23 protein-coding genes are annotated in these 23,674 nt (G+C 41.0%); 10 read left to right on the top strand and 13 right to left on the bottom strand.

What is annotated here, in order from left to right:
• The first annotated feature begins 67 nt into the window (after window positions 1-67).
• Together LDO51_RS11505 and LDO51_RS11500 are read left to right on the top strand one after the other, a co-directional pair.
• Window positions 68-964 (top strand): glycerophosphodiester phosphodiesterase family protein, encoded by an 897-nt coding sequence (locus LDO51_RS11505; protein ID WP_225574681.1) that lies wholly within the window; start codon window positions 68-70, stop codon window positions 962-964.
• Between the two features lie 214 nt (window positions 965-1,178).
• Complete coding sequence (locus LDO51_RS11500) at window positions 1,179-1,544, top strand: hypothetical protein (RefSeq protein ID WP_225574680.1); 366 nt, start codon at window positions 1,179-1,181, stop codon at window positions 1,542-1,544.
• Window positions 1,545-1,648: 104 nt separating this feature from the next.
• Here LDO51_RS11500 and nqrM read toward each other — a convergent pair whose 3' ends face one another.
• The 8 genes from nqrM to LDO51_RS11460 form a co-directional block, all read right to left on the bottom strand.
• Window positions 1,649-1,876 (bottom strand): (Na+)-NQR maturation NqrM, encoded by a 228-nt coding sequence (gene nqrM / locus LDO51_RS11495; protein ID WP_006657399.1) that lies wholly within the window; start codon window positions 1,874-1,876, stop codon window positions 1,649-1,651.
• A gap of 15 nt (window positions 1,877-1,891) precedes the next feature.
• A complete protein-coding gene (locus LDO51_RS11490) occupies window positions 1,892-2,923 on the bottom strand; it encodes an FAD:protein FMN transferase (RefSeq protein ID WP_225574679.1) in 1,032 nt (343 codons plus the stop codon).
• A 231-nt stretch (window positions 2,924-3,154) separates the two neighbouring features.
• Window positions 3,155-4,381: an NADH:ubiquinone reductase (Na(+)-transporting) subunit F gene (gene nqrF, locus LDO51_RS11485; RefSeq protein ID WP_154604566.1), complete on the bottom strand. Its 1,227-nt coding sequence runs from the start codon at window positions 4,379-4,381 to the stop codon at window positions 3,155-3,157.
• Window positions 4,382-4,396: 15 nt separating this feature from the next.
• Complete coding sequence (gene nqrE, locus LDO51_RS11480; protein ID WP_006657396.1) at window positions 4,397-4,993, bottom strand: NADH:ubiquinone reductase (Na(+)-transporting) subunit E; 597 nt, start codon at window positions 4,991-4,993, stop codon at window positions 4,397-4,399.
• Window positions 4,994-4,997: 4 nt separating this feature from the next.
• A complete protein-coding gene (locus tag LDO51_RS11475) occupies window positions 4,998-5,627 on the bottom strand; it encodes an NADH:ubiquinone reductase (Na(+)-transporting) subunit D (RefSeq protein ID WP_154604565.1) in 630 nt (209 codons plus the stop codon).
• Window positions 5,620-6,414, bottom strand: coding sequence for a Na(+)-translocating NADH-quinone reductase subunit C (locus LDO51_RS11470; protein WP_036954191.1), 795 nt, complete (start codon window positions 6,412-6,414; stop codon window positions 5,620-5,622). The genes LDO51_RS11475 and LDO51_RS11470 overlap by 8 nt, the downstream gene beginning before the upstream one ends.
• The gene (locus tag LDO51_RS11465; protein WP_225574678.1) at window positions 6,407-7,645 is read right to left on the bottom strand and encodes an NADH:ubiquinone reductase (Na(+)-transporting) subunit B; all 1,239 of its coding nucleotides are present in this window, start codon (window positions 7,643-7,645) and stop codon (window positions 6,407-6,409) included. The genes LDO51_RS11470 and LDO51_RS11465 overlap by 8 nt, the downstream gene beginning before the upstream one ends.
• Before the next feature lie 4 nt (window positions 7,646-7,649).
• Complete coding sequence (locus LDO51_RS11460; RefSeq protein WP_225574677.1) at window positions 7,650-8,993, bottom strand: Na(+)-translocating NADH-quinone reductase subunit A; 1,344 nt, start codon at window positions 8,991-8,993, stop codon at window positions 7,650-7,652.
• 415 nt (window positions 8,994-9,408) lie between these two features.
• Between LDO51_RS11460 and LDO51_RS11455 the strand changes: the two genes are divergently transcribed.
• Window positions 9,409-10,146, top strand: a complete 738-nt coding sequence (locus tag LDO51_RS11455) for a L,D-transpeptidase family protein (RefSeq protein ID WP_225574676.1) — start codon at window positions 9,409-9,411, stop codon at window positions 10,144-10,146.
• Here the strand turns inward: LDO51_RS11455 and LDO51_RS11450 are convergent.
• Both LDO51_RS11450 and lpcA read right to left on the bottom strand, forming a co-directional pair.
• Entirely contained in the window at window positions 10,117-10,884 is a 768-nt protein-coding gene (locus LDO51_RS11450) for a class II glutamine amidotransferase (protein WP_225574675.1), read from the bottom strand. The genes LDO51_RS11455 and LDO51_RS11450 overlap by 30 nt on opposite strands.
• Before the next feature lie 26 nt (window positions 10,885-10,910).
• Entirely contained in the window at window positions 10,911-11,489 is a 579-nt protein-coding gene (lpcA, locus tag LDO51_RS11445) for a D-sedoheptulose 7-phosphate isomerase (RefSeq protein WP_225574674.1), read from the bottom strand.
• 340 nt (window positions 11,490-11,829) lie between these two features.
• Here lpcA and fadE point away from each other — a divergent pair, with 340 nt between their 5' ends.
• Window positions 11,830-14,295, top strand: a complete 2,466-nt coding sequence (gene fadE, locus LDO51_RS11440) for an acyl-CoA dehydrogenase FadE (protein WP_225574673.1) — start codon at window positions 11,830-11,832, stop codon at window positions 14,293-14,295.
• A gap of 980 nt (window positions 14,296-15,275) precedes the next feature.
• Window positions 15,276-15,509 (top strand): helix-turn-helix domain-containing protein, encoded by a 234-nt coding sequence (locus LDO51_RS11435; RefSeq protein WP_225574672.1) that lies wholly within the window; start codon window positions 15,276-15,278, stop codon window positions 15,507-15,509.
• 139 nt (window positions 15,510-15,648) lie between these two features.
• On the opposite strand, the gene LDO51_RS11430 is transcribed toward LDO51_RS11435, so the two are convergent.
• Genes LDO51_RS11430 through LDO51_RS11420 form a run of 3 tightly spaced genes read right to left on the bottom strand, consistent with a single transcriptional unit; the run spans window position 15,649 to window position 19,479 of the window.
• Window positions 15,649-16,416, bottom strand: a complete 768-nt coding sequence (locus LDO51_RS11430; RefSeq protein ID WP_225574671.1) for a dimethyl sulfoxide reductase anchor subunit family protein — start codon at window positions 16,414-16,416, stop codon at window positions 15,649-15,651.
• A 2-nt stretch (window positions 16,417-16,418) separates the two neighbouring features.
• A complete protein-coding gene (locus LDO51_RS11425) occupies window positions 16,419-17,036 on the bottom strand; it encodes a DMSO/selenate family reductase complex B subunit (protein WP_225574670.1) in 618 nt (205 codons plus the stop codon).
• A gap of 13 nt (window positions 17,037-17,049) precedes the next feature.
• Window positions 17,050-19,479, bottom strand: a complete 2,430-nt coding sequence (locus tag LDO51_RS11420) for a DMSO/selenate family reductase complex A subunit (RefSeq protein WP_225574669.1) — start codon at window positions 19,477-19,479, stop codon at window positions 17,050-17,052.
• Window positions 19,480-20,545: 1,066 nt separating this feature from the next.
• On the opposite strand from LDO51_RS11420, the gene LDO51_RS11415 reads away from it, so the two are divergent.
• From LDO51_RS11415 to LDO51_RS11395, 5 genes are all read left to right on the top strand, one after another.
• Window positions 20,546-21,085 carry a fimbrial protein gene (locus LDO51_RS11415; RefSeq protein ID WP_225574668.1) on the top strand — a complete coding sequence of 180 codons (540 nt, stop codon included), beginning with the start codon at window positions 20,546-20,548 and terminating at the stop codon, window positions 21,083-21,085.
• Between the two features lie 64 nt (window positions 21,086-21,149).
• A complete protein-coding gene (locus LDO51_RS11410) occupies window positions 21,150-21,875 on the top strand; it encodes a fimbrial biogenesis chaperone (RefSeq protein ID WP_225574667.1) in 726 nt (241 codons plus the stop codon).
• Window positions 21,859-22,443, top strand: a complete 585-nt coding sequence (locus LDO51_RS11405; RefSeq protein ID WP_225574666.1) for a hypothetical protein — start codon at window positions 21,859-21,861, stop codon at window positions 22,441-22,443. Before LDO51_RS11410 ends, LDO51_RS11405 begins: the two co-directional genes overlap by 17 nt.
• A 15-nt stretch (window positions 22,444-22,458) precedes the next feature.
• Window positions 22,459-23,049, top strand: coding sequence for a fimbrial protein (locus tag LDO51_RS11400; protein ID WP_225574665.1), 591 nt, complete (start codon window positions 22,459-22,461; stop codon window positions 23,047-23,049).
• Between the two features lie 50 nt (window positions 23,050-23,099).
• Window positions 23,100-23,666, top strand: coding sequence for a fimbrial-like protein (locus LDO51_RS11395; protein WP_225574664.1), 567 nt, complete (start codon window positions 23,100-23,102; stop codon window positions 23,664-23,666).
• Window positions 23,667-23,674: the final 8 nt, after the last annotated feature.

Here is a 23,674-nt window from a genome sequence, read left to right as displayed (position 1 = left end):
ATTACAACAACCTTTCGGTCAATCCCATGTTAGCTCATTGAATTTTCTATTATTATGGATTATACAAATGCAAATTATATCAACGTCAGTGTTCAAAAAATCCGCCGCGATAGGCTTACTGCTTTTGGTTAGCCAATCCGCTTTCGCATTAACGCCACACATTGTGGCACACCGCGCGGGTACCGCAGATGCCCCTGAAAATACCCTTTATGCAATCGAACAAGCCAAAAGCAATAAAGCTGATGCAATTTGGTTAACTGTTCAGCTCAGCAAAGATAATCAACTCGTTCTTTATCGCCCAAGTGATTTAAATGCATTAACCGATAAAAGCGGCGCTGTTTCTGATTATTCCGCCAAGCAATTAAGCCAGATAAATGCGGCATATAAATTTAATCAGAAAAATAATCAACAATTACCCACTGCACAAACTACGATTACCACACTAGAAGACGTTTTAAAAAAATACCCCGATACGATTTTTTATATCGACTTAAAATCCCCAGATGCAGATCCTAATGTTCAAGCTCAAGCTATTTTAGCATTGTTGAATAAAACCAACGCATTTAACCAAGTTCGTTTTTATTCCACTAACGATGTATTTTTAAAAGCTCTTAAGCCTCTTTCTGCTCAGTTACAATTATTTGAAAGCCGTGATGAAACTCGCTCCATGCTTGCAAGCAGTGTGATGAGCCATCAATGTACACTGGATAATGATAAATCTGCGACTCGCTGGTATGGCTTCGAGCTGCATCGTAAAGTTGAAGTTGTCGAGAAGTATACCCTCGGTGAAGCCCGCTCCCCAGCAACACTTTCATGGGATAAAGAAGCCATCGATTGCTTTAGAAAAAATGGCAGCGCTTACATCATTGTATTTGGTGTAAATAGCGACAGTGATTATCAACTTGCTAAAGAAATTGGCGCTGATGCCGTTATGGTAGATTCGCCCAAAGCTTTCAAAAAATAATCCTTAATCTTTAATTCGTAAGCTACTTTAGGGATAACCTTCCATTCAATTTAAGTAGCTTATTTTTATTATTCTTCTTTCCTATCTACACATTTTTCTATTTTATTTTTCCTCCTTTTTTAATAGTTAATGATATTCAATATTAATTACTTAATAAATCATCGATGCCAAAATAAGTAAATACATCTAAACTCTCATTTATAAGGAATTTAACATGGCGATATCAAAAGGTTTGCTCTCTATCGAGAATCTGTGGAATGAAGACTTAAAGAAAGTAGAGATTTCTTTCAAAAATAATGCGAATGAACATGAAAATATTTTTATCTTTTATAACCTTATGAATGGAAAAAAATTGAGTGATATCACTGAACTCACTTTTTCTTCAACCGAACAGAGTTATTGGATGGGAATAATCACGACAAAGTCTGGAGAAATATGGAGCAGCATCGATTACTTAGCATGCAAACTCAATGAGAAAGATAATGGCAAAGTAACTCTCAGCTTCAATAGGAATTCGCGGCACATGTTTTTACACTACCCAGTTTCCACATCATGTTCAGCTCCATTACTTAAAATTTAGTTTCCAATGAAGTACATCGCTATTTTTATCAAGATAACCTTAAAATAAAAAACCCTAGCCGCTCATTAAAACAACTAGGGTTGATATTCGTAACAGAGTAGAAATTACAAAATGCGGTTTTTCTCTAGCATTTTTTTGCGCGCTTCTTCGCGAGCCATACGTTTTTTACGCGCATCACAAGGTTCAGGACAGTCACAAACTTTCTCTACCCCAATGCTACTTAAACCGCCACAACTGCCTTGGATACTTTTACGCTTGATAATATAACCAAGGGACATGCCTAGAAATGCCAACAAAAATAAGGCAAAGGCTGCAAGAAAAACATTCAACATTCTGCTTTCCTCCTTTTACTGTTTTTTCTGTAAAAATGGCTCGAATGCTTTAGTGTAACGCTCTTCGAAACCTTTATCTGTCTTCACAATCATAAAAACAGGAATATTCATTTTTTCAGCAAGTGCGAGACCCGCTTCGGGTCCCATCACATTGAAGCCTGTTGATAAACCATCCGCACTCATGCAATCGTCGGCTAATACCGTAATTGAGACTAAATTGTGGGATATTGGCTTCCCTGTTTTTGGGTCAATGGTGTGTGAGAAATGCACACCATTTTGTTCAAAATAGTTACGATAATCTCCTGAAGTGGCGATAGATAAATCTCCCGGCTCGATGATTTCCTGTGCCGTTTGACTCACGCCATCCGTTGCAGGCTTTTCAATCGCAATACGCCATGGTATCTCTTTGCCATTTTTGCCTTTTGTACGGACTTCACCACCAATATCAACCATATAATCATTGATATCGATGGACTCTAAATATTCAGCTACCACATCAACACCATAACCTTTAGCGATAGAAGATAAATCAACATACAGCTCAGGAATGGTTTTGATTAAGTTATTGTCTTGTACAGAGAGCTTATCGATACCCACCCATGCGCGGCGTTTTTCAAGCTCCTCATCTGTTGGTGCTTTTGTGACTCTGCCCTCTGGACCAAATCCCCACAGATTAACCAGTGGACCAACGGTGACATCCAGACCACCATCCGTTAATTTATTAATCTCAATGGCTTTGCTAACCACTTTTGCCGTCGCAGCAGAAACAGGGAATAGCATATTAACTTCATTGGATTGATTGAAACGACTTAATTCAGAACCTGGGCGATAAGTCGACATTTGGTCGTTCACTTCTTCCAAACGCTTGTCGATTTCGGCTTGGATAGCTTCCGATGAAGGCTCTGAAGAGCCTGTCACGAACTTAACAGAATAATAGGTTCCCATGGTTTGTCCCTGAAGGTTTTTTTGTTCAGGTCCACCACATGCGGCAAGAAGGAGAGTGGCTGCGAATAGCAGCACAGGCGCAAATAATTTTCTGTTTAGCATAAATTTTCTCAGCGTTAATTGTAAGCGCCCACTAGAGAAAGAGTAGGTGCTGAGACGTCTAACAAACTCAACATTCACAAATCTAGAGAATACTCACATTTAAAAATTGAAGTGCCTATTTGGCGACTCACAGTTTACAACCAAAAAGAGGAAAAAAACCCATTTTTTCCTCTTTTTAATCAACAAGCGCCCAGTTTCCTGAGCGCTTAATAGATAATTTACAGCAACTAATCAACCACCAAAATCATCCAGTAAGATGTTCTCGTCCTCAACACCGAGGTCTTTTAACATCTTAATGACTGCGGCGTTCATAACAGGAGGTCCACACATGTAGAACTCACAATCTTCTGGCGCAGGGTGATTCTTGAGGTAGTTTTCATACAGGACATTATGAATAAATCCAGTGTAACCGTCCCAATTATCTTCTGGCAAAGCGTCAGAAAGTGCAACATTCCATGTAAAGTTGTCATGTTCTGCGGCTAATTGATCGAAATCTTCAGTGTAGAACATTTCACGTTTCGAACGCGCACCATACCAGAAACTGATCTTACGCTTAGAATCTAAACGACGTAATTGGTCGAAAATGTGGGAACGCATCGGGGCCATACCTGCGCCACCACCGATAAAAATCATTTCCGCATCAGTTTCTTTCGCGAAGAACTCACCAAATGGTCCAGAGATTGTGACTTTATCACCTGGTTTTAGTGACCAAATATACGATGACATAATTCCCGGTGGCACATCTGGATTACGCGGAGGTGGCGTTGCAATACGCACGTTCAGCATAATAATACCGCGCTCTTCTGGATAGTTTGCCATTGAGTATGCCCGCACCGTTTCTTCTTTGACATCAGAAACATAGCGGAACAGATTGAATTTATCCCAATCTTCACGGTATTCCTCAGGTACATCAAAGTCTGAGTACTTCACCACATGAGGCGGGCATTCAATCTGAATAAAACCACCTGCACGGAATGGAACCACTTCCCCCTCAGGAATTTTTAACTTCAGCTCTTTAATGAACGTTGCTTTGTTATCATTAGAGATAACTTCGCATTCCCATTTTTTCACGCCGAAAATTTCTTCAGGTAATTCAATCTTAAGATCTTGTTTTACGTTAACCTGACACGCCAGACGGCAACCTTCTTTTGCTTCACGTTTATTGATGTGAGAAAGCTCAGTTGGCAGGATGTCACCACCGCCCTCTTTGATTTTCACACGGCACTGACCACATGAACCGCCGCCACCACAGGCAGAAGAAACAAAGATACCTTGGTTTGCTAACATGCCTAACAGCTTGTCGCCTGCTGGAGCATCAAAGCTCTTATCAGGATCGCCGTTGACTTCAACTTTAATGTTCCCTGTATTGACCAACTTGGACTTTGCAAACAGGATCAGACCTGTCAGCGCCAAGACAATCAGGGTAAACATAACTACGCCTAGAATAATAATATCCATGAATTCTTCTCGCCTTTATAGCTGCACACCGGAGAAGGACATAAAGCCCAATGCCATCAAACCGGTCGTAACAAAGGTGATTCCTAACCCTTTTAGACCCGCTGGAATGTCTGAATACTTCATCTTTTCACGAATAGCGGCCATTAAGACAATCGCTAACATCCAACCAATACCGGAACCAAAGCCATAAACAATGGATTCAGTGAAGTTGTAGTCACGCTGAGCCATGAAAGATACACCACCAAAGATTGCGCAGTTTACGGTGATCAACGGTAAGAAGATCCCTAATGCGTTGTACAGTGATGGGAAGTAACGATCTAAAATCATTTCCAGAATTTGAACCAATGCCGCAATGACACCGATAAAGGTAATGAAGTTCAGGAATGAGAGATCCACGCCTTCAACTAACGCGCCGTCACGTAACACTAAGTTGTACACTAAGTTATTCGCAGGGACGGAGATCCCAAGCACCACCGTTACTGCAATACCCAGTCCAAAAGCAGTTTTTACGTTCTTCGATACCGCGAGGAATGTACACATCCCTAAGAAGAAAGCTAACGCCATGTTTTCGATGAAAATGGCTTTTACAAACAAGCTAATATAATGTTCCATGCTCTTAATCCTTCTCTATCTGAGCTGGTTTCAGAGTACGTAGACCCCAAATCAGCATACCGATGATAAAGAATGCACTTGGCGCTAACAGGAATAAGCCGTTTGGCATGTACCAACCACCATTTTGCAGTGATTCAAATACCGTAATCCCAAACAATTTACCGGAACCAAATAGCTCACGCAGGAAGCCAACCAGTACCAGAATCACACCATAACCAAGACCGTTACCGATACCATCCATAAAACTTTCGATTGGTGGTGCTTTCATCGCATACGCTTCAGCACGCCCCATCACGATACAGTTGGTGATAATCAAACCAACGAATACGGAAAGTTGTTTCGAAATTTCATAGGCATAGGCACGTAAAATTTGGTCAACCACAATTACCAATGATGCAATAATTGCCATTTGAACAATAATACGAACACTGCTTGGAATGTAATTTCTAATTAATGAGATAAAAAAGTTAGAAAACGCGGTAACTAACGTTACGGCGATGGTCATAACCAATGCAGTTTCAAGTTTAGTGGTCACCGCCAATGCGGAACACACCCCCAAAACTTGCAATGCAATCGGGTTATTATCTAACAACGGCCCAAGTAGGACGCGTTTTACTTCTTTAGAATCAGCCATTATTCAGCGCTCCTTCACGAACTTTTTTCAGGAACGGACCAAAACCGTTATCGCCTAGCCAGAAATCAAACATATGTTGAATACCATTTGAAGTCAGCGTTGCACCTGAAAGACCATCGATACCAAATGGGTTATCGGTGGCACCACCACGTACGATTTTGATTGCAGGGATACCCTGCTCATTGAACAGTTTTTTACCTGGCCATTGTGCTTTCCATTGTGGGTTGTCAACTTCACCACCCAGACCTGGCGTTTCACCATGCGCATAGTAGGTAATACCGCGAGAGGTTACACCATCAATATCTACCGCGATGAAGGCATACATCACTGACCATAAACCTGAACCATAAACTGGCAGAATCACTTGGGTCACTTTCCCTTGTTCATCTTTAACCAAATAAATTTCAGCGCTATTGGCACGACGGCGAATTTTCGCAATGTCTTCTTCTGGGGATAACGCGATGCTGGTCTCTTCGCTACGCAGTTCGCTGTTTAAGTCAAAACGACTTACGCTGTTAGATAGCTCATTGGTTTTAAAGTTCAGCAGCTTAGGCTCGATACGCTCGCCATACACTTTTTGAATTTCTTCCGCGCTCATTTTAGGTTGCAATAGACCTGCAACACTTAAAATATTACGTTGAGTATCTAACATCATTTGTTCTTGTTGCTGAGGTTTCAGACCAACCGCAGCACCGGCAACAACGACGGAACAAACTAAGCAGAGAATGAAAACAACGATAAATGTTCTGCCGACGCCATCTTTATTTACTGGTTTATCATTAGCCACGGGCTTTTCTCCGTTTAATATTTGCTTGAACGACCATATAGTCAAACAGAGGAGCAAACAGGTTGGCGAACAGGATTGCGAGCATCATCCCTTCTGGGTATGCAGGGTTCACAACCCGAACAAGTACGCACATTACGCCGATCAAAATCCCGTATGCCCACTTACCTTTATCGGTAAAAGAAGCTGATACAGGGTCTGTCGCCATAAAGATCATACCGAAGGCAAATCCGCCTAAGACCATGTGCCACCACCATGGCATAGCAAACAGTGGGTTGGTGTCTGAACCGATAAAGTTGAACAGGTAAGACATGGCAATCATACCTAGCATTACACCCGCCACGATGCGCCAAGAGGCGATACGGAAGAAGATGATAAATGCGCCACCGATGAAGATCATCAAGGTAGAAACTTCACCAATTGAACCCGGCATATTACCTAGGAAGGCTTGCATCCAAGTGATTGGCTCGCCAGTTACTGTATTTACCAGTGAACTCACACCACCCGTCGCCCATTGGGATAGAGGCGTTGCACCAGAGAATCCATCAGCAGCAGCCCAAACTAAGTCACCTGAAATTTGTGCAGGGTAAGCAAAGAAAAGGAAAGCACGACCCGCTAATGCAGGGTTAAGGAAGTTACGACCTGTACCACCGAAAATTTCTTTTGCGACAACCACACCGAAGGTGATACCGAGCGCCGCTTGCCATAATGGAATGGTAGGCGGAACAATCAGCGCAAATAAAATAGAGGAGATAAAGAAGCCTTCGTTGATTTCATGACCACGGATCATGGCAAACAACACTTCCCAGAAACCGCCGACCAAGAATACCACCAAGTAAATTGGCAGGAAGTAAATTGCACCTAGCAGCATTTTGCTGCCCCAACCAGCATCTGGTGCTAAAGAAGCGCCTAATAACTGAGCCAGAGAATAGTGCCAATCACTCGCTAAAATTTGTTGCAGTTCAGCGCCACTGTATAAATGATGCAGTGCAGGAATAGCTTGGTTACCGACGTTATACATCCCCCAGAACATCGCAGGGAAAACCGCAAGCCAGACTAAAATCATCATGCGCTTGAGGTCGATAGTATCACGTACGTGTGAACGACCTTTTGTTACCGTGCCCGGTGTATAGAAGACTGTCGCAACAGCTTCATACAATGGATAGAATTTTGCTAATTTTCCACCGGGTTCAAATTGGTGCTCATATTTTTCAAATAAATTTTTCAGACCCATGGAATTACCCTTCTAGCTCAATCTTGGTCAGGACATCACGCAGCACTGGACCATATTCATACTTAGCTGGACACACATAGGTGCACAGTCCCAAGTCTTCTTCATCGAGTTCCAGACAACCCAGTTCCTGAGAAGTATCGGTGTCCCCTGCAAGCAGATCACGCAGTAAGTGAGTGATCATAATATCGAGAGGCATGACACGCTCATAGTTACCAATTGGTACCATTGAACGCTCACCACCGTTCATCGTCGTGGTAAAATCGAAGCGTTTGTTTTTCAAGAAATGCCCGATGGTGGTACGCGTGATAGTGAATTTGTTCACGCCAGGCATAATCCATCCAAACAACTCTTTTTCACGACCTTCTGCTAATACGGAAACTTGGTTATGGAAACGACCAAGATAATGATGAGCATCATCACAAGTCACACCCCACAGCACAGAACCAGAAATAATGCGGTTCTCACCTGCTTTGAGCTGACCTTTGGTTAATTCATAGATATCCGCGCCAAGGCGAGTGCGCAACAAGCGAGGCTTCTCAACTTGCGGTCCTGCCACAGAGACAACGCGATCAGTATAAAGATGACCTGTGGTAAATAATTTACCGATGGCAATTACATCTTGATAATTGAGGCTCCACACTTTTTTACGAATACTAACAGGCTCAAGGAAATGAATATGAGTCCCTGCTAAGCCTGCTGGATGTGGCCCTGAGAATTGTGTGTATGTGATTTGCGCATTAGCAGCTTGTTTTGGAAGCTCGCCCGCACCATGACAAACATGCACCTTGCCTTCAGTCAGTCGGCTCAGAACGATAAGGCCGTCAGTAAAGGCTTGCGCATTTTCGCCAATAATAATCGAAGGATCAGCAGCAAGAGGATTGGTGTCAATTGCAGTCACAAAAATCGCTGTGGGGAATGAACCTGGCTCTGGAGAACGACTAAATGGACGCGTTCTTAAAGCAGTCCATAAACCGGATCTTAAAAGATTTTGTTCAACCTGCTCTTTCGTCAGTGATGGGAGTTGGTCGGTAGAATAAGACTCGAAAGTCTCTTGTTCGTCACCATCGATTTCGATAACAACGGACTGAAGTACACGACGCTCACCGCGATGAATAGCAATAATTTTACCGCAGGCTGGGCTAGTAAATACTACGCCAGGGTTCTTTTTATCTTCAAAAAGAACCTGCCCTTTTTTTACACGCTCACCTTCTTTAACCAGCATCGAAGGACGCATTCCGACATATTCTTCACCTAGCACCGCTACGTGTTGAATTTTCGGGCCGTCTTCTATCACTTGGGCTGGCTCACCTGCTATTGGAAGGTTAAGGCCTTTTTTAATTTTAATCATAAGATCTGCACAAGTTTATCAGTTAAACCCTAAGCTAACGATTCAGCAATGAATGATAGCGACTCAATAATAAAAATAACTCAAGTTACTTTCGCCACTCGAGTAAGTAAATCTAACAATATTGTTACACTTTCTCTTCTTCTGCCGAGGTCAATTTTATCAGTTCCCTCGTCCTCTGTCCGGTTATAGAAGTGACCTAGTTCAAGCAAATCGCAATAAAATTTAAAATTATGTTGCAACAACTCGTAAATACCTACATGTTGGCTCACATTTATCGAGTGTCGATTAATTTGTAGTCAATAATGATTCATTAGAAAATTATTAACTTGATATATTAAATTTTGTTCCATTCGTCTAAAATATATTGAATTTGGTCCATTTTTAATCAGCTTATTTTTCAATATTTGGCTTAATTATGCATATAAGTAAAACCGTCGGTGTTTATTTACTCTTCACATTTGCAGCATCTTCATTTGCTCAAGAAAAAAACACATTATTTTTCCTTAATAATAAGCCAATTTCTCAGCCTGACTCATCGATATTTATTCAAATATTTAAGCAAGAGGGGATACTTGAACTCTACCAAAAAACAGCTGTAGGAAAGTATAAATTAGTCAAAACTTACCCTATCTGTAAGTTTTCTGGTGGACTAGGCCCCAAAAAGGTGGAAGGCGACTTAAAAAGCCCTGAGGGGTTTTATCAGATCACGCGTTCGCAACTCAATCCAAATAGTCGATATTATCGATCTATCAATCTTGGATTTCCTAATGAATTTGATAAGACGCAAGGATACTCGGGTAACTATCTGATGATTCATGGTAGCTGTGTGTCTGTCGGGTGTTATGCGATGACAGATAAATCCATGGGTGAAATTTATCAAACCGTTGAACAAGCACTTCAAAATGGTCAACCTGCCGTTGATGTGAGTATTTATCCATTTCGTATGACTAAAATGAATATGCTGCGTTATCGCAATTCAACACACTATGCTTTTTGGAAACAGCTTCAACCTGCTTATGATTATTTTGAGCGAACCGGCAAACCTGCTGAAATATCAGTAACATTAGGTAAATATCATGTTAATAGCATGCCAGAAACTCCCACTAAATTATTGGGATCTAAATCACAGTATGCGTTGACCACAGTGGAATAGCACAAATTCACCGGGTTCGATTTTTTGCCACGTCTCGTTGCCTGTTAAAGGCGCCGTGGCAATGACAGAAACAATATCACTTGGCGTTGTGCACTGTTGAAAGTCAATCTCGATATCCTGATCCAGTAGTTTTGCTTTACCAAACGGGGCTCTACGAGTGATCCAATGCAGCTTTGTTGAGCTAAATGCCATCAAATATTGTCCATCGGATAACAACATATTAAATACCCCTTTTTCACGCAGTTGCTGCGCAAGTGTGCCAATAAAACGGAAAACAGCTTTCCAATTTGTTGGCTTTCTTGGGTATTTTTGATTCAGCTGATGCAAAATCCAGCAAAACGCCCACTCGCTATCCGTTTCACCAATGGGCCGATAGTGCCCCGTCTTTAATGAACGAAATCCTTTCAATTGCCCATTATGTGCATAAGTCCAGTTCCGTCCCCATAGCTCCCGCGTAAACGGGTGGGTATTCACCAGTGAAACATCCCCTCGGTTTGCCTGACGAATGTGCGCCACAATGCTTTCTGATTTGATGGGATATTCCTGCACAAAACGCGCTACAGGGGAGACAAAACTGGGTTGAGGATCTTTAAATGTGCGGCAGCCTAGACCTTCATAAAAAGTGATCCCCCACCCATCTTTATGTGGGCCAGTCTGCCCACCTCGGGAAATCAGCCCACTCAGGCTAAACGTAATATCTGTTGGTACATTGGCACTCATGCCAAGCAGCTCACACATTTAAAGTCTCCTGCTACTTAAAATGGTTACTTAACCATCTCTTTTTCAATTAATTGGATCAAAATGTGGATCACTTTGATGTGGATCTCTTGGATACGATCTGCGTAACCAAAATGCGGAACGCGAATTTCAACATCAGCGCTACCCGCCATTTTCCCGCCATCTTTCCCGGTCAGGGTGATCACTTTCATGCCTTTCGCACGTGCCGCTTCAATAGCGTTAATAATATTGCCAGAATTACCTGAAGTCGAAATGCCAAGCAGCACATCACCTTTTTGCCCTACCGCTTCCACAAAGCGAGAGAAAACAAATTCATAACCAAAATCATTACTCACGCAAGAGATGTGGCTAACATCGGAGATAGCAATCGCTGGGTAGCCAGGACGGTTTTCACGATAGCGTCCCGTTAATTCTTCCGCAAAGTGCATGGCATCACAGTGAGAGCCACCATTGCCGCAAGAGAGAACTTTACCACCCGCTTTAAAAGAGTCCGCCAGCAATACTGCCGCCTTCTCAATCGCTTGCAGATTTGCATCATCACTTAAAAATTTTGATAGCGTATCTGCCGCTTCAGTCAGCTCACCACGGATCAAGTCTTGGTACATGAGTTTCCCCTTAATTTTCACGAATGCTTGATGGAGATAATTACGTCTTTATAGGTAATTTATCTTTGATTTCTCGATTGTTGCACAGGGTACATTTTGTTTCTACTTCTGATTGTACCGTATGGGGTATGGTTGGCGAAATCTCCAACAGCACGCTCCCACTCTACGACTAGCTAAACGTAGTCTATTTTTCATCCACCTAGCCGTTACAAAGGAAACTGATGATTTTGTGAGCCAAGTTGTAATTAAGATGTAAATATCTTGCTAATTGTTTATTACCGGATATAGATTAATAAAACAAACAGGTCAGACCTCTTACAAGTAGACAGGAGTTTCAACTATGATCCTTCTCAGTATTGTTTTATTTATTGCGTTAATCGGTGTGCTGAGCTACCACAAAAGCTCACTCATTCTTAGCACTATTATATTACTGGCTTATACCGCAGCAATGGGAGCCGCCAATGTCTGGAGCTACTGGATGCTGTTACCCGTCGCTCTGGTTTTACTGCCATTTGTCATCACGCCAATTCGCCAATCTCTGCTTTCATCAAAAGCGATGACAATGTTCCAGAAAGTGATGCCACCGATGTCTAGCACAGAAAAAGAAGCGATTGATGCTGGAACCACTTGGTGGGAAGGTGACCTGTTCCGTGGAGCACCAAATTGGAACAAACTTCACAATTACCCAAAACCACAACTCACCGCTGAAGAACAAGCTTTTATTGATGGCCCAGTAGAAACTGTTTGTGGCATGGTGAACGACTTTGAAGTCAGCCATGAACTCGCAGATTTACCACCAGAAGTCTGGCAATACTTACGAGATCACCGCTTCTTTGCCATGATCATCAAAAAAGAGTATGGCGGATTAGAATTTTCAGCGTACGCCCAATCTCAAGTTCTGCAAAAGTTAGCGGGGGTTTCCGGTATCCTCGCTATCACTGTGGGTGTTCCAAACTCATTAGGCCCAGGTGAATTACTGCAACATTACGGTACGGATGAGCAAAAAAATCGTTATTTACCAGGCTTAGCGACTGGTGAAGAGATCCCATGTTTTGCATTAACTAGCCCTGAGGCGGGTTCCGATGCAGGAGCAATCCCTGATGCTGGTGTTGTCTGTATGGGCGAATGGCAAGGTGAACAAGTTTTAGGTATGCGCTTAACTTGGAACAAACGCTATATCACCCTTGCGCCAATCGCGACTGTATTAGGCTTAGCCTTTAAATTAACTGACCCAGATAAACTACTGGGCGGCGAGAAAAACCTCGGTATTACCTGCGCCCTGATCCCAACGAATACCCCGGGTGTTGAAATTGGTCATCGCCACTTCCCATTGAACATACCATTTATGAATGGTCCAACCCGCGGGAAAGATATTTTCGTACCTATCGATTACATCATCGGTGGTCCACAAATGGCAGGACAAGGCTGGAGAATGCTGGTGGAATGCCTATCTGTTGGACGCGGGATCACCTTGCCATCTAACTCAACAGGTAGCTTAAAGAGTGTCGCAATGGCAACGGGTGCTTATGCTTATATCCGTCGTCAGTTCAAACTTCCTATCGGAAAAATGGAAGGTATTGAAGAACCTCTAGCCCGTATTGCGGGTAACGCCTATTTAATGGATGCCGCTGCAACCTTAATTACCTCCGGTATTATGCTGGGTGAAAAGCCAGCTGTGCTCTCCGCCATTGTGAAATATCACTGTACCCATCGTGGCCAACGTTCAATTATTGATGCGATGGATATCACGGGTGGTAAAGGCATCTGTTTAGGAAGTTCCAACTTCGTTGCCAGATCCTACCAAGGCGCACCTATCGCCATTACCGTTGAAGGTGCCAATATTCTGACTCGTAGCATGATTATCTTTGGACAAGGCGCTATCCGTTGCCATCCATATGTTCTCGAAGAGATGGCAGCAGCTCAAGATAATGATCTGCATAAATTTGATAAAGCCGTATTCGGTCATATTGGTCATGTGATCAGTAATCAATGCCGTAGTTTCTGGTTAGGTTTAACCAATGGACGCGGTAGCAGCGCACCAACTAAAGATGAAACACGCCGTTATTACCAAATGCTTAACCGCCAAAGTGCTAACTTAGCCCTGCTCTCTGATGTATCTATGGGGGTGCTAGGTGGTAGCTTAAAACGTCGTGAGCGTATCTCCGCTCGTCTTGGGGATATTCTGAGTCATCTATACCTTGCTTCTGCAACCTTAAAACGTTATGAAGATGAAGGTCGTCAAAAAGCGGATTTACCGTTGGTAAAATGGGCAGTAGAAGATTGTCTGTATCAATCAGAAAAAGCGATGGACGATTTACTGAAAAACTTCCCAAATCGCTTTGTTGCTGGCGCATTACGCATTGTTCTGTTCCCGACAGGTCGTGCAATGTCGATGCCATCTGACCGACTGGATCACAAGCTGGCACAGCTGATGATGGAGCCATCGGAAACACGCGACAGAATTGGACGTGGTCAATTCCTAACCCCTGTAGAGAACAACCCACACGGCTTAGTGAACCAAGCACTGTATGACATCATTGCCGCAGAGCCAATTTTCGAACGTATTTGCCGCTTAAAAGAGCGTAAATTCAGCTTCACGCGTTTGGATAAGTTAGCTGACCAAATGTTGCCAGAAAACATTATCACCCAAGAAGAAGCCGATATTTTACGTAAAGCCGAAGCCAGCCGCTTACGTACGATTAATGTCGACGAGTTTGATTTCGATGATTTAGGTGTGGTTCCATCAAAAAAGCCACACACTGAGTCAGAGGATGAATCTCAGTCGAAAAAGAAAAAAGCGGCATAATTAAGCTAACGCGCTAAAAACTGTCGTCACGCTAAAAACAACAAGGGAGCCAATGGCTCCCTTGATTTTTTGATCATCATCAATATATTATCTATCTCTTTCGGTATTAAAGATAATGTATACGAGATTTATACGTATTTCCGCCTTCTTGCCGGAATAATCTATCCACATGATTTTATTTAATAAATAATAATTTTTTTATTCTTAATAAATTCATTGAGGTACAATTTAGTTGGCGAAATACTCTGAAATTTAACCTTAATTCCATTTAGGTTAATATTTAAATTTGCCATTGATTGATTTCTGATTTTTTATATTCCATTAAACTATTGTTTTTGTTTTCCTCTTTTATTTTCTTCTACGTGATAGTCCCTATAGTGATAATATTTTATTCTTTACGCCTTCAAGGGGTATTGTTTTTGTTTTTTTTTATTATTAGACTGATCACTAATTTAACTTAAAACATTTAGAAATGAATACAAACAATCCTTAAAATACATATTTAACTTAAATTAAAAAGGAGATTCAAAAACCCAAATTTTAATCAGTTCAAAATCCGTTCCTAAAATAACAATCACGTTAATATTTTTAATTTAATTTTTATTGGATTGTTAATTTTTTTAACTTAATTGAAAATGAAAATACAATTAATTAGTCTAACGGATTGAAAAATAAAAATAAATTTATTTGAATTTATCCGATAGTAAAGATAGCGATATAAAACAATATCTAATTTCAAATTTTATTTTAAATGAAAACCAGCATTCAAATGAAAGAAAATTAATATATAAATATTCCATCTGGAATTAATATTTCGGCTGATTATCGTTTTTTATTATTCGAGATCATGCCATTTAAATGTAGAGCATAATCTACGTCCATAAATACAAAAAATATAATGACCACCCAATTGACGGTAAACCACATTACTCAATGAAAACAATTACTTAAATAAAACCGTTAACAGTAACGAGGGAATCATGGAAACACAGTATAGCTTTAACTATATCGCAGGTTATTTCATTCGTAAGTCACGAATTCGCATGGGTTTAACTGGCGCACAATTAGCAGATTTAATCAATATGAGCCAGCAGCAAGTCTCTCGTTATGAAACAGGACGATCCAAGCTTAATCTCGATCAGCTAGATGAGTTATTAAATGTATTAGGTCGTTCATGGAGTGAGTTAATTGATTTTATTGAGAACAAATTTTAGCCCTCACTCATTAAAACCAATTTATTTACATTTAAACAATATTAAAAGGCTATTAACTCTAACCTGAGATAATATCCATAAATTATATTACAACTCCGGTCTAAATTGAGACCGGAGTCTCATGTAAAAAATACTAAGATTACATAGGAATACTCCACATATTATAAAATGCAACTCGCCCTAATAACTCTGAGACAATAATCAGAATCGTAGAAATATAAATCCAACGATGCGGTAAGCGTTTTACTAAAACAAATAGTGAAATAATTAAAACGGCTAACATCAGTAAGACCTGAAAACCAAACCACAATGTTTGAGCTGAGGTTAACTGACTATTGGCATTCCATAATACCGATAAGTAACTTGGTCTAATTAGCAAACTGACGATTATCCCGATAACTGAAACCCAGATAGCTTTCTGATTTGCGCCTAACGTTGCCGCAATTAATCCGCCGCAAGTTAACACCGTCAACAGCATAACAACCCAAGTGTATTCCGTTTTCCATCCAACAATCGTATCAAGTTGATATACCGCAGGGATCGATACGACAAACCCAATCCCCACTATTGCTGCTAACCACCCAATTCCTTTAAATAAAGATGGAGAACCTTTACCGCTCAATAGCCCAAGAGCCGATATTGCCGCCACAGAACCAAAGAGCGCGGATAAGATAATCTCATTACTCATTGGTGAACGACCAACCCCAAGGAGCAGATTCATCGCTCGCAGCAGTTGTCCCATATGGAATACACCAATCACTAACCCCACACCAAAAATACAGAGGGATAGAAATAAGCGCCCACCTAGCTGTTTACCTTCAAAGGGAGAAAACAGCAGTAGAAAAATAAATGCACCAACGGCGCTTTGCCCAAAAACCGTAAAGAAAACAAGAGGTAATTCATGCATGATTAGATCTCCTTAGGGTTCATAATGGCACCATTCTTATCCCCAGAAGGACGCGCAGCTGGATGCGGTTTCACAATCAGATTCGGACGAGTAAGACTTGGGTCTGGTAATGGTGCAACAGCATTTTCAGTTCCATAACGCTGACGTAGCTCATCTATCGGCCCAAAATCCAACGCTCGTTGAGGACATGACTCAACACATGTTGGCAGTAAACCTTGCTCAACGCGGTCAAAGCAGCCATCGCATTTTGTCATAAGCTGTTTATGTTCATCATATTGTGGCGCACCATATGGACAACGTAATTCACAATAACGACACCCTACACACACATCCTGATTGACGACCACTAACCCATCTTTTTCACGCTTATGCATCGCCCCCGTTGGGCAACCTTGCACGCATGTTGGCTCATCACAGTGATTACATGAAATCGACAAATAATAACTGTAAGTATTATTCATCCACCCATTACCTGATTTTATCCACGAACCACCACCATATTCATACACACGGCGAAATTTGGGTCCCACATCAAGTTCATTTTTATCTTTACAGCTCACTTGGCATGTTTTGCAACCCGAGCAGCGGGACGAATCTACATAAAAACCATATTGTGTCATGACGTTTTACTCCTTAAGCCTTGCGAACTTGAACAAGGTTAGTGTGTTGTGGATTGCCTTTTGCTAATGGTGATACGCTGTGAGAGGTCAGCGTGTTAATGCAGCCACCAATATCAACGCCATTTGAATTTTGTTTCGTCCATCCACCCTCCGGCATTGCCACCACACCTGGAATAATACGGTTTGTCACTTTACATTGGATTTCAACAACGCCTCTGTCATTAAATACCTGCACAGGCATTCCATTGACGATCCCCCTTTCCATTGCATCAATTGGGTTCATCCAGATTTCATCAGGAACCGCTTCTTGTAGCTGAGGGACATTTGAGTAAGTTGAGTGGGTATGGCCTTTGGTATGAAACCCACTGAGCTGAAGTGGATATTTACTATTTAACGCTGTGTCTAGATGCGACTCTTTAGCAATGCAGAACTCAGGTAATGGTGTAATTTTATCCCCTTCGGGCAAAATCCACGTTTTAGCTAACTTATCTAATGCTTCCGAATAGATCTCGGCTTTACCTGATGGGGTTTTAAGTGGGTTCGCGATAGGATCTCGACGGAATTCTGCTAAAGCAATGCTTTGTTTTTCTGTTGCTTTTTGCTGATCAACAATGCCCATATCTTGTGCAATCGACCAATCAGGTAAATAGTCACGCTTCGCTTTCACTTCGTTGTAATGTTTTTCAATCCATTGGCTTTGGGTACGACCTTCTGTGTACGCCTCTCTAAACCCCATATGTTCTGCGATATCTGCACAAATATCATAAGTGCTGCGGACTTCCCACATCGGCTTAACGACCGGTTTCATCGCGATCATGTAATGGTTAGATCCTGACGCATAGGAGTTATCCACTAAATCTTGCGCCTCTAGATAGCTGGTTTCTGGAAGCAAAATATCGGCATATTTGGCGCTTGGAGTCATGTGGTTATCAATAACCACAATAAATTCACACTGCTTATCATCAGCAAGGATTTTAGCGGTACGGTTAATATCACCGTGCTGGTTGATCAGGGTATTACCCGCCTGATTGATGATACATTTAATGCCAACATCCAATTTTTCTTTACCGCGTAAACCATGAGTTTTATCGGTAATAATGTCAGGATTAACAATCGCATCCGTCCATAAGTAGCAAGGGATCGCCGTTTTTATTGGATTGTCGCCATCCGGTAGACTCGGTACACCATACTTCGTTGCATATGGCCAGTTTCCGGTATTCGTTCCAGCAAGCCCAAAGTGCCCAGTTAAAAGCGGTAATGTGTTTATGGCTCGAACAGATTGTTCGCCATTAGCATGCCGTTGAGGCCCCCATCCCTGCGCGATATAACAGGCTTTTGCATTGGCAATCTGTCTTGCTAATTGACGAATTTGAATTGCCGGAATTCCTGTAACCGCTTCCGCCCATTCAGGGGTTTTCGCCGTTTGGTCAGCGCCACTACCTAAAATATAATCTTTATAGCTGCTATTCGGTGCTGCTGATGCTGGCAATGTACTCTCATCAAAACCCACGCAATACTGATTCACCATAGATTCATCAATCAAATTCTCATTCATTAATGTCCAAGCAATACCCGAAACCAATGCCGCGTCGGTTGTTGGGCGAATCGGGATCCATTGGGCATGTTCAGTCACTACGGAGTCTGTATATCGAGGGTCGATAATCACAACCTGTGCTTGAGAATCTTCAAGGGCTCGTCTTAGCTCCTCAACTTGTCCTCCGCCAGACATACGTGTTTCAGATAAATTCATCCCAAAGAAAACCACTAAATCTGAATGCCTGATTTGATCAAAATGGCTTGCGGCGTATTCACCGTACGTATAAGGTGTCGCCACTGAGATTTGCGCCGTTGAATAAGTATTGTAATAACGTAAATAGCCACCCGCTAAATTAAGCAAACGCTTCCATGCCGTTGTGCCTTGATTATGGTAATAAGCTCCCGATTGATAATTATAATAAACAGACTCGTTACCATACTTTTCAATAATCCGTTGTAGCTCTTGGGCAATATATTGATTTGCTTCATCCCAACTAATACGCTCAAACTTGCCTTCACCGCGCTTACCTACCCGCTTTAATGGATATTTTAATCTGTCAGGGCTATATACACGCCAACGGCTTGAGCGCCCTCTTAAGCAAGGTCGAATTTGATGCTGCCCAAAAACATCTTCATTTTTAGCCGTTTCCGGTTCTATACGTTGGATAACATCATCTTTAACAATGACTTTTAATGGGCATCGACTACCACAGTTAACCAAACATGCACTGTGTTTTATTTGCACCTGAGGGTCGGTGAGTTTTACTTCCTGGTTCGAATTATCCGCTAATGCATTAAAAGGTAATGGGATAGTGCTCGTGATTGCGAGTGTTGCACTTAACTTCGTTGTATTTTTCACTAATGCACGTCGACTCAATGAATGAGCCAGCATTGTCTTTATATTCATTTCCATAGTCACATTGCTCTTAATAGTTATTTTGCTATTAAAATCTATCGCTACTGGAAATAGATATATTGATAGGGGTCAATTCGATTGTTATTAAAGCAAAAAAATCACACATAAATAAAACATGATCAAAAATAAAAACAAAAATATTAAAGTGAATTAAACCAATTAATTGTTAAAAATAAGAATATAACATTAGCTATCAATTAAAAATTAATATCACTCATTGATTACAGAGAAAAAAACAGACCTTAAAGCTAAATAAAAAAGATAACTAACATAATGAATACTTCAGAGTTTTCGATATGCATCCCTTTATACAAAGGAAATACCAAAAATAAAATAAACAAAAACCATTCTCAATAAAAGTTTAAAGATATAATAACACAAAGAAACAAACTAATATAATGAGTATATATTTAAATGAAATTCACATTTATTTCACATCATTACAGATTGTTTTTATTTGTTTCAATTCATTTCAACAAAAAACCAACACAACCAATTGAAAGTTAATGATTTTATGAAAATCACAACTATTTCAATGCTTTTTTGAATTTATAATTATTAAAATTTGTTAAAAGCAAAATATTACTCTGAATATTATTCTTATAATTTGCATTTTCAGATTATAACTCCAAATAAATCAAACCAAAAGGCAAGGGGGCTTATATTAACAGTATGATTTATATGGTTAATCACCATTGCGTTATTATACTTATATTTAGTGTAATTTGCATTTACCGGCTTACTCATTTTTCGGGTGTTGTTTTTGCGTTTTTTTATTATTAAACTATTTAGCAATTAGATTTCATAACATTAAAAAAACCAGCTTATCTAGATTAATATTAGCAACAAAATTTCAAATAACATTTAATAGGATATATTTTTATTCCCCTTAATTATTAATAAAACTACATTTACATTAAATTCAAGATTATGAGTTTATTACTGTGTATTGTCCAATTATACAGTAGCAAGCTTATGGCTTTTATTACCGAAAACTTACCGTTTAGTTCAGATAATTCTTTATCTCTTTTAAATCTATATCTATAGGAAAAATATAATGAAAAATATAATCATGTTAAAAAAAATCGCTTTAGCGACCACATTATGTGCGGGAATTTCAGGTGTTAGTTTTTATGCAAATGCAGCAGAGCCTTCCGCTGAAGTGACATTACAAGGTGTGATCACCAATTCAAACTGTGTACTTACCGTTAATGGCGGAAAATCAGTGCTTAATATTGGTACATTTAAATCAAGTGAATTCACAGCTGATACAAAAGTGGGTTCAATCGACATGCCAGTCACTTTAACAGACTGTAATCCTGATGAGACTGGTGAATTAATCATTCAAGGTATTACCTCTATTGCAAATAATAACAAAAATATTTTTGTTAACAGTGACACAGATACTGTCGGTTTTATGGTGGCGAAATCAGATAACACCACGATTTTAAGCGCCAATGAAGGTACCACAGTCGCTATCGCAACGGATGCGACTAGCGGTGATTACGCTTTCAAAGTGGGTATGGCAACAACCGATATGCAACCTAAACCAGGTGCTTACAGTGCTCCCGTTTTAGTCGCTTATATCGTTAACTAATCCATAAAATGCTCAGTAAGTTCATATTAATGATGAGCTTACTGAGATAGCGGAGTACATAAACATGACATTTTATCGTTCACTGTTGACTGGTTCATTAGGGCTTTTTTTTACTGTCAGTGCAATGGCAGGCATTTCCTTGGACAGCTCACGAATTGTTTTTCACGCTACAGACCGAGAACAAGGTCAAGCTATTGGCGTGACAAGCAGTAGCCAATCAACAGTGCCGTATTTAGTGAAGGCCCAAATTTTAGGCGATGTACAAGGCACAAAGACACAAAATATTTTCTCAGTTACGCCATCTTTATTCCGTTTAGAACCAGATAGCAGTAATCAATTACGGATATTACAAACAGGTAACGCCTCTTTTGCTCAAGATAGAGAATCTATTTTTTACTTACGCGTTATTGCTCTGCCCTCGCAAGCACGCAGTGAAAACACAAAAAGCAGCAATGTTGGAGGCTCAATAACGGTCTCTTCAGGTAGCGTGATTAAATTATTTTACCGTCCTGACGGGCTGGCGATGACACAACAAAAGGCCATGGAAACATTATCTTTTTCTCAACAAGGTCAGCAAATTAAGGTTTCAAACTCTACGCCTTATTACATCTCCCTCTCATCGTTAACGGTTGGAGGAAAGCGCATTGCAATGAGTCAAAGCCAACAAAATACAATGATCGCTCCTTTTAGCTATTTAACTTATCAAGCGGCACCAACATCTGGGAAAGTCACTTGGGGAGCCATCAATGATTATGGCGTAGTTGAGGTTTTTCATGGCGTGGTTCAATAAATTAACTCGACAGATCATCAAATTAAGTTGTCTTGGGATCGTTTTAAGTAGTCATAGCGCTGCTCTTTACGGCACAACGGTGGAGTTTCGTGCTGATATTGCTTATGCGGGCGCATGCGAAATTTCATTTCCCAATGAAGTGGTTTTCAACCATGGGAAACCGATTTTGCCCACGGAGATCGAGGCTCAGCTTCCCGTGACAACAGAAGCTTTTAACTTGACGTTAACCAAGTGCCAAGGGTTCGGTTTTACCCCCAGAATAACCCTAATCGGCGAATCTACCGCCGCTTATGGGGATGCCATGTTTTTTGACTCTATAGGTTCGACTGCAATGGGTTACGGCATTTTATTAAAATTTCAGGGAAATGAGTATTTTCAGCCAAACGAAGATCTGGCAGCGAACAGAGAAATTTTAGTTATCGAAAATTGGGATATCAAAACTCCATTATCCCTCCTCAATGGCACATTACCCATTAAAGCCATTCTAAGCTGCGGTAATTGCAGCAAAGAAGAGAGGGTCGGTGGCGAACTTAAAGCGAATGTGACGTTTGATTTTCAATACGATTAATAAGGAGGACAAGAAATGAAACAAGCTCTCTCTGTTTCATGCAGCTTAAGCATGCTTATTTTTTTGATATTCCTCTGTTTTGGAAGCTTGCGCGTTGCATACGCAGAGCCCATGACATTGAAAGCCGTCATTGCTAGCAGAGGTATTGGATGTGAAATCAACCTGCTCGAACGTGTCTTGGAGTTTAAAGCCTTACAGGCAAGCAAGTTAGTTGGGGCAATTCAAGCGTATCAAATTAAACCATTAACACTGCAAATTTCCTGTGTGGATGAAACAGAAGTGTTTCAGCCCATCTTGTCATTGCAAGGAAGCACTCCCTATCCCAATGACACATTACAGACTGTATTTTTAGATGGGGCTCCTAATGGCATCGGTTTTATGGTTCGACAATCCGTTGATAACCAAGCTATTTCACTGGCTGATTTTTATCGCCCTGATTTGGCAATAAGGAATCACGGTGATGGCGTCCCAATCCAAATATTGGATATCAGCAATCAATATCACTCTAACACTTTGCTGTGGGTGGGTGTTGTGGGGCCTTTACAACCTGAGATTACATCAGGACGCTTTCAAGCCGCATTAACGGTCAATGTGGCTTTTGAATAAGGGAAAATGAAATGCAACTCATTGTGAAAAAAAGGAATTTGTTTCGGACGGTGACTCTTTTGTTATGCCTGTCTGTTGGTGGATTTACATGGAGCATTTACGCCTTTGCCATCAACAGCGCCAGTAACACATTTACCTTTGCAGCCACCTTTGTCGGCGGCAGTTGCCAAATCACAGCACCATCGAGTGTGACATTTAATAATGGCAACCTATTAATGCCCGACGATATTAAAAATGGTTTAGATAGCGCAAAACACGAATTTGAATTGACTCTCAGCCAGTGTGCAGGTTGGGGATTGACGCCTTCAATTCATGTTAGTGGCACGATAACAACGGAGCTGGGAGAGCCCGTATTCCGAGATGCCGAAGGGCAATCTGATGTAAAAGGTTATGGGCTTTGGCTCTCAACAATAGGCTCTGCGGATTTTGGCCCCAACACCAATTTAGCCCGTAATGGCGTGATTCAACCCATTAATTGGGCTTCCACGCAACAGCTGAGTACGCTAGCAACCACCATCCCCATCAAGGCGATATTAACCTGTGAATATTGTGACTCAACCGATCGCTATGGGGGCGTATTTATTTCCACTGTGACTTTTGATTTTTTGTACGAATAATGCCAACG

Source organism: Providencia alcalifaciens, from assembly GCF_020271745.1.
In the GTDB taxonomy this organism is placed as follows: domain Bacteria; phylum Pseudomonadota; class Gammaproteobacteria; order Enterobacterales; family Enterobacteriaceae; genus Providencia; species Providencia alcalifaciens_B.
Note: the sequence above shows the minus strand (reverse complement) of the source record. Positions and strands in the feature narration are given on the sequence as shown.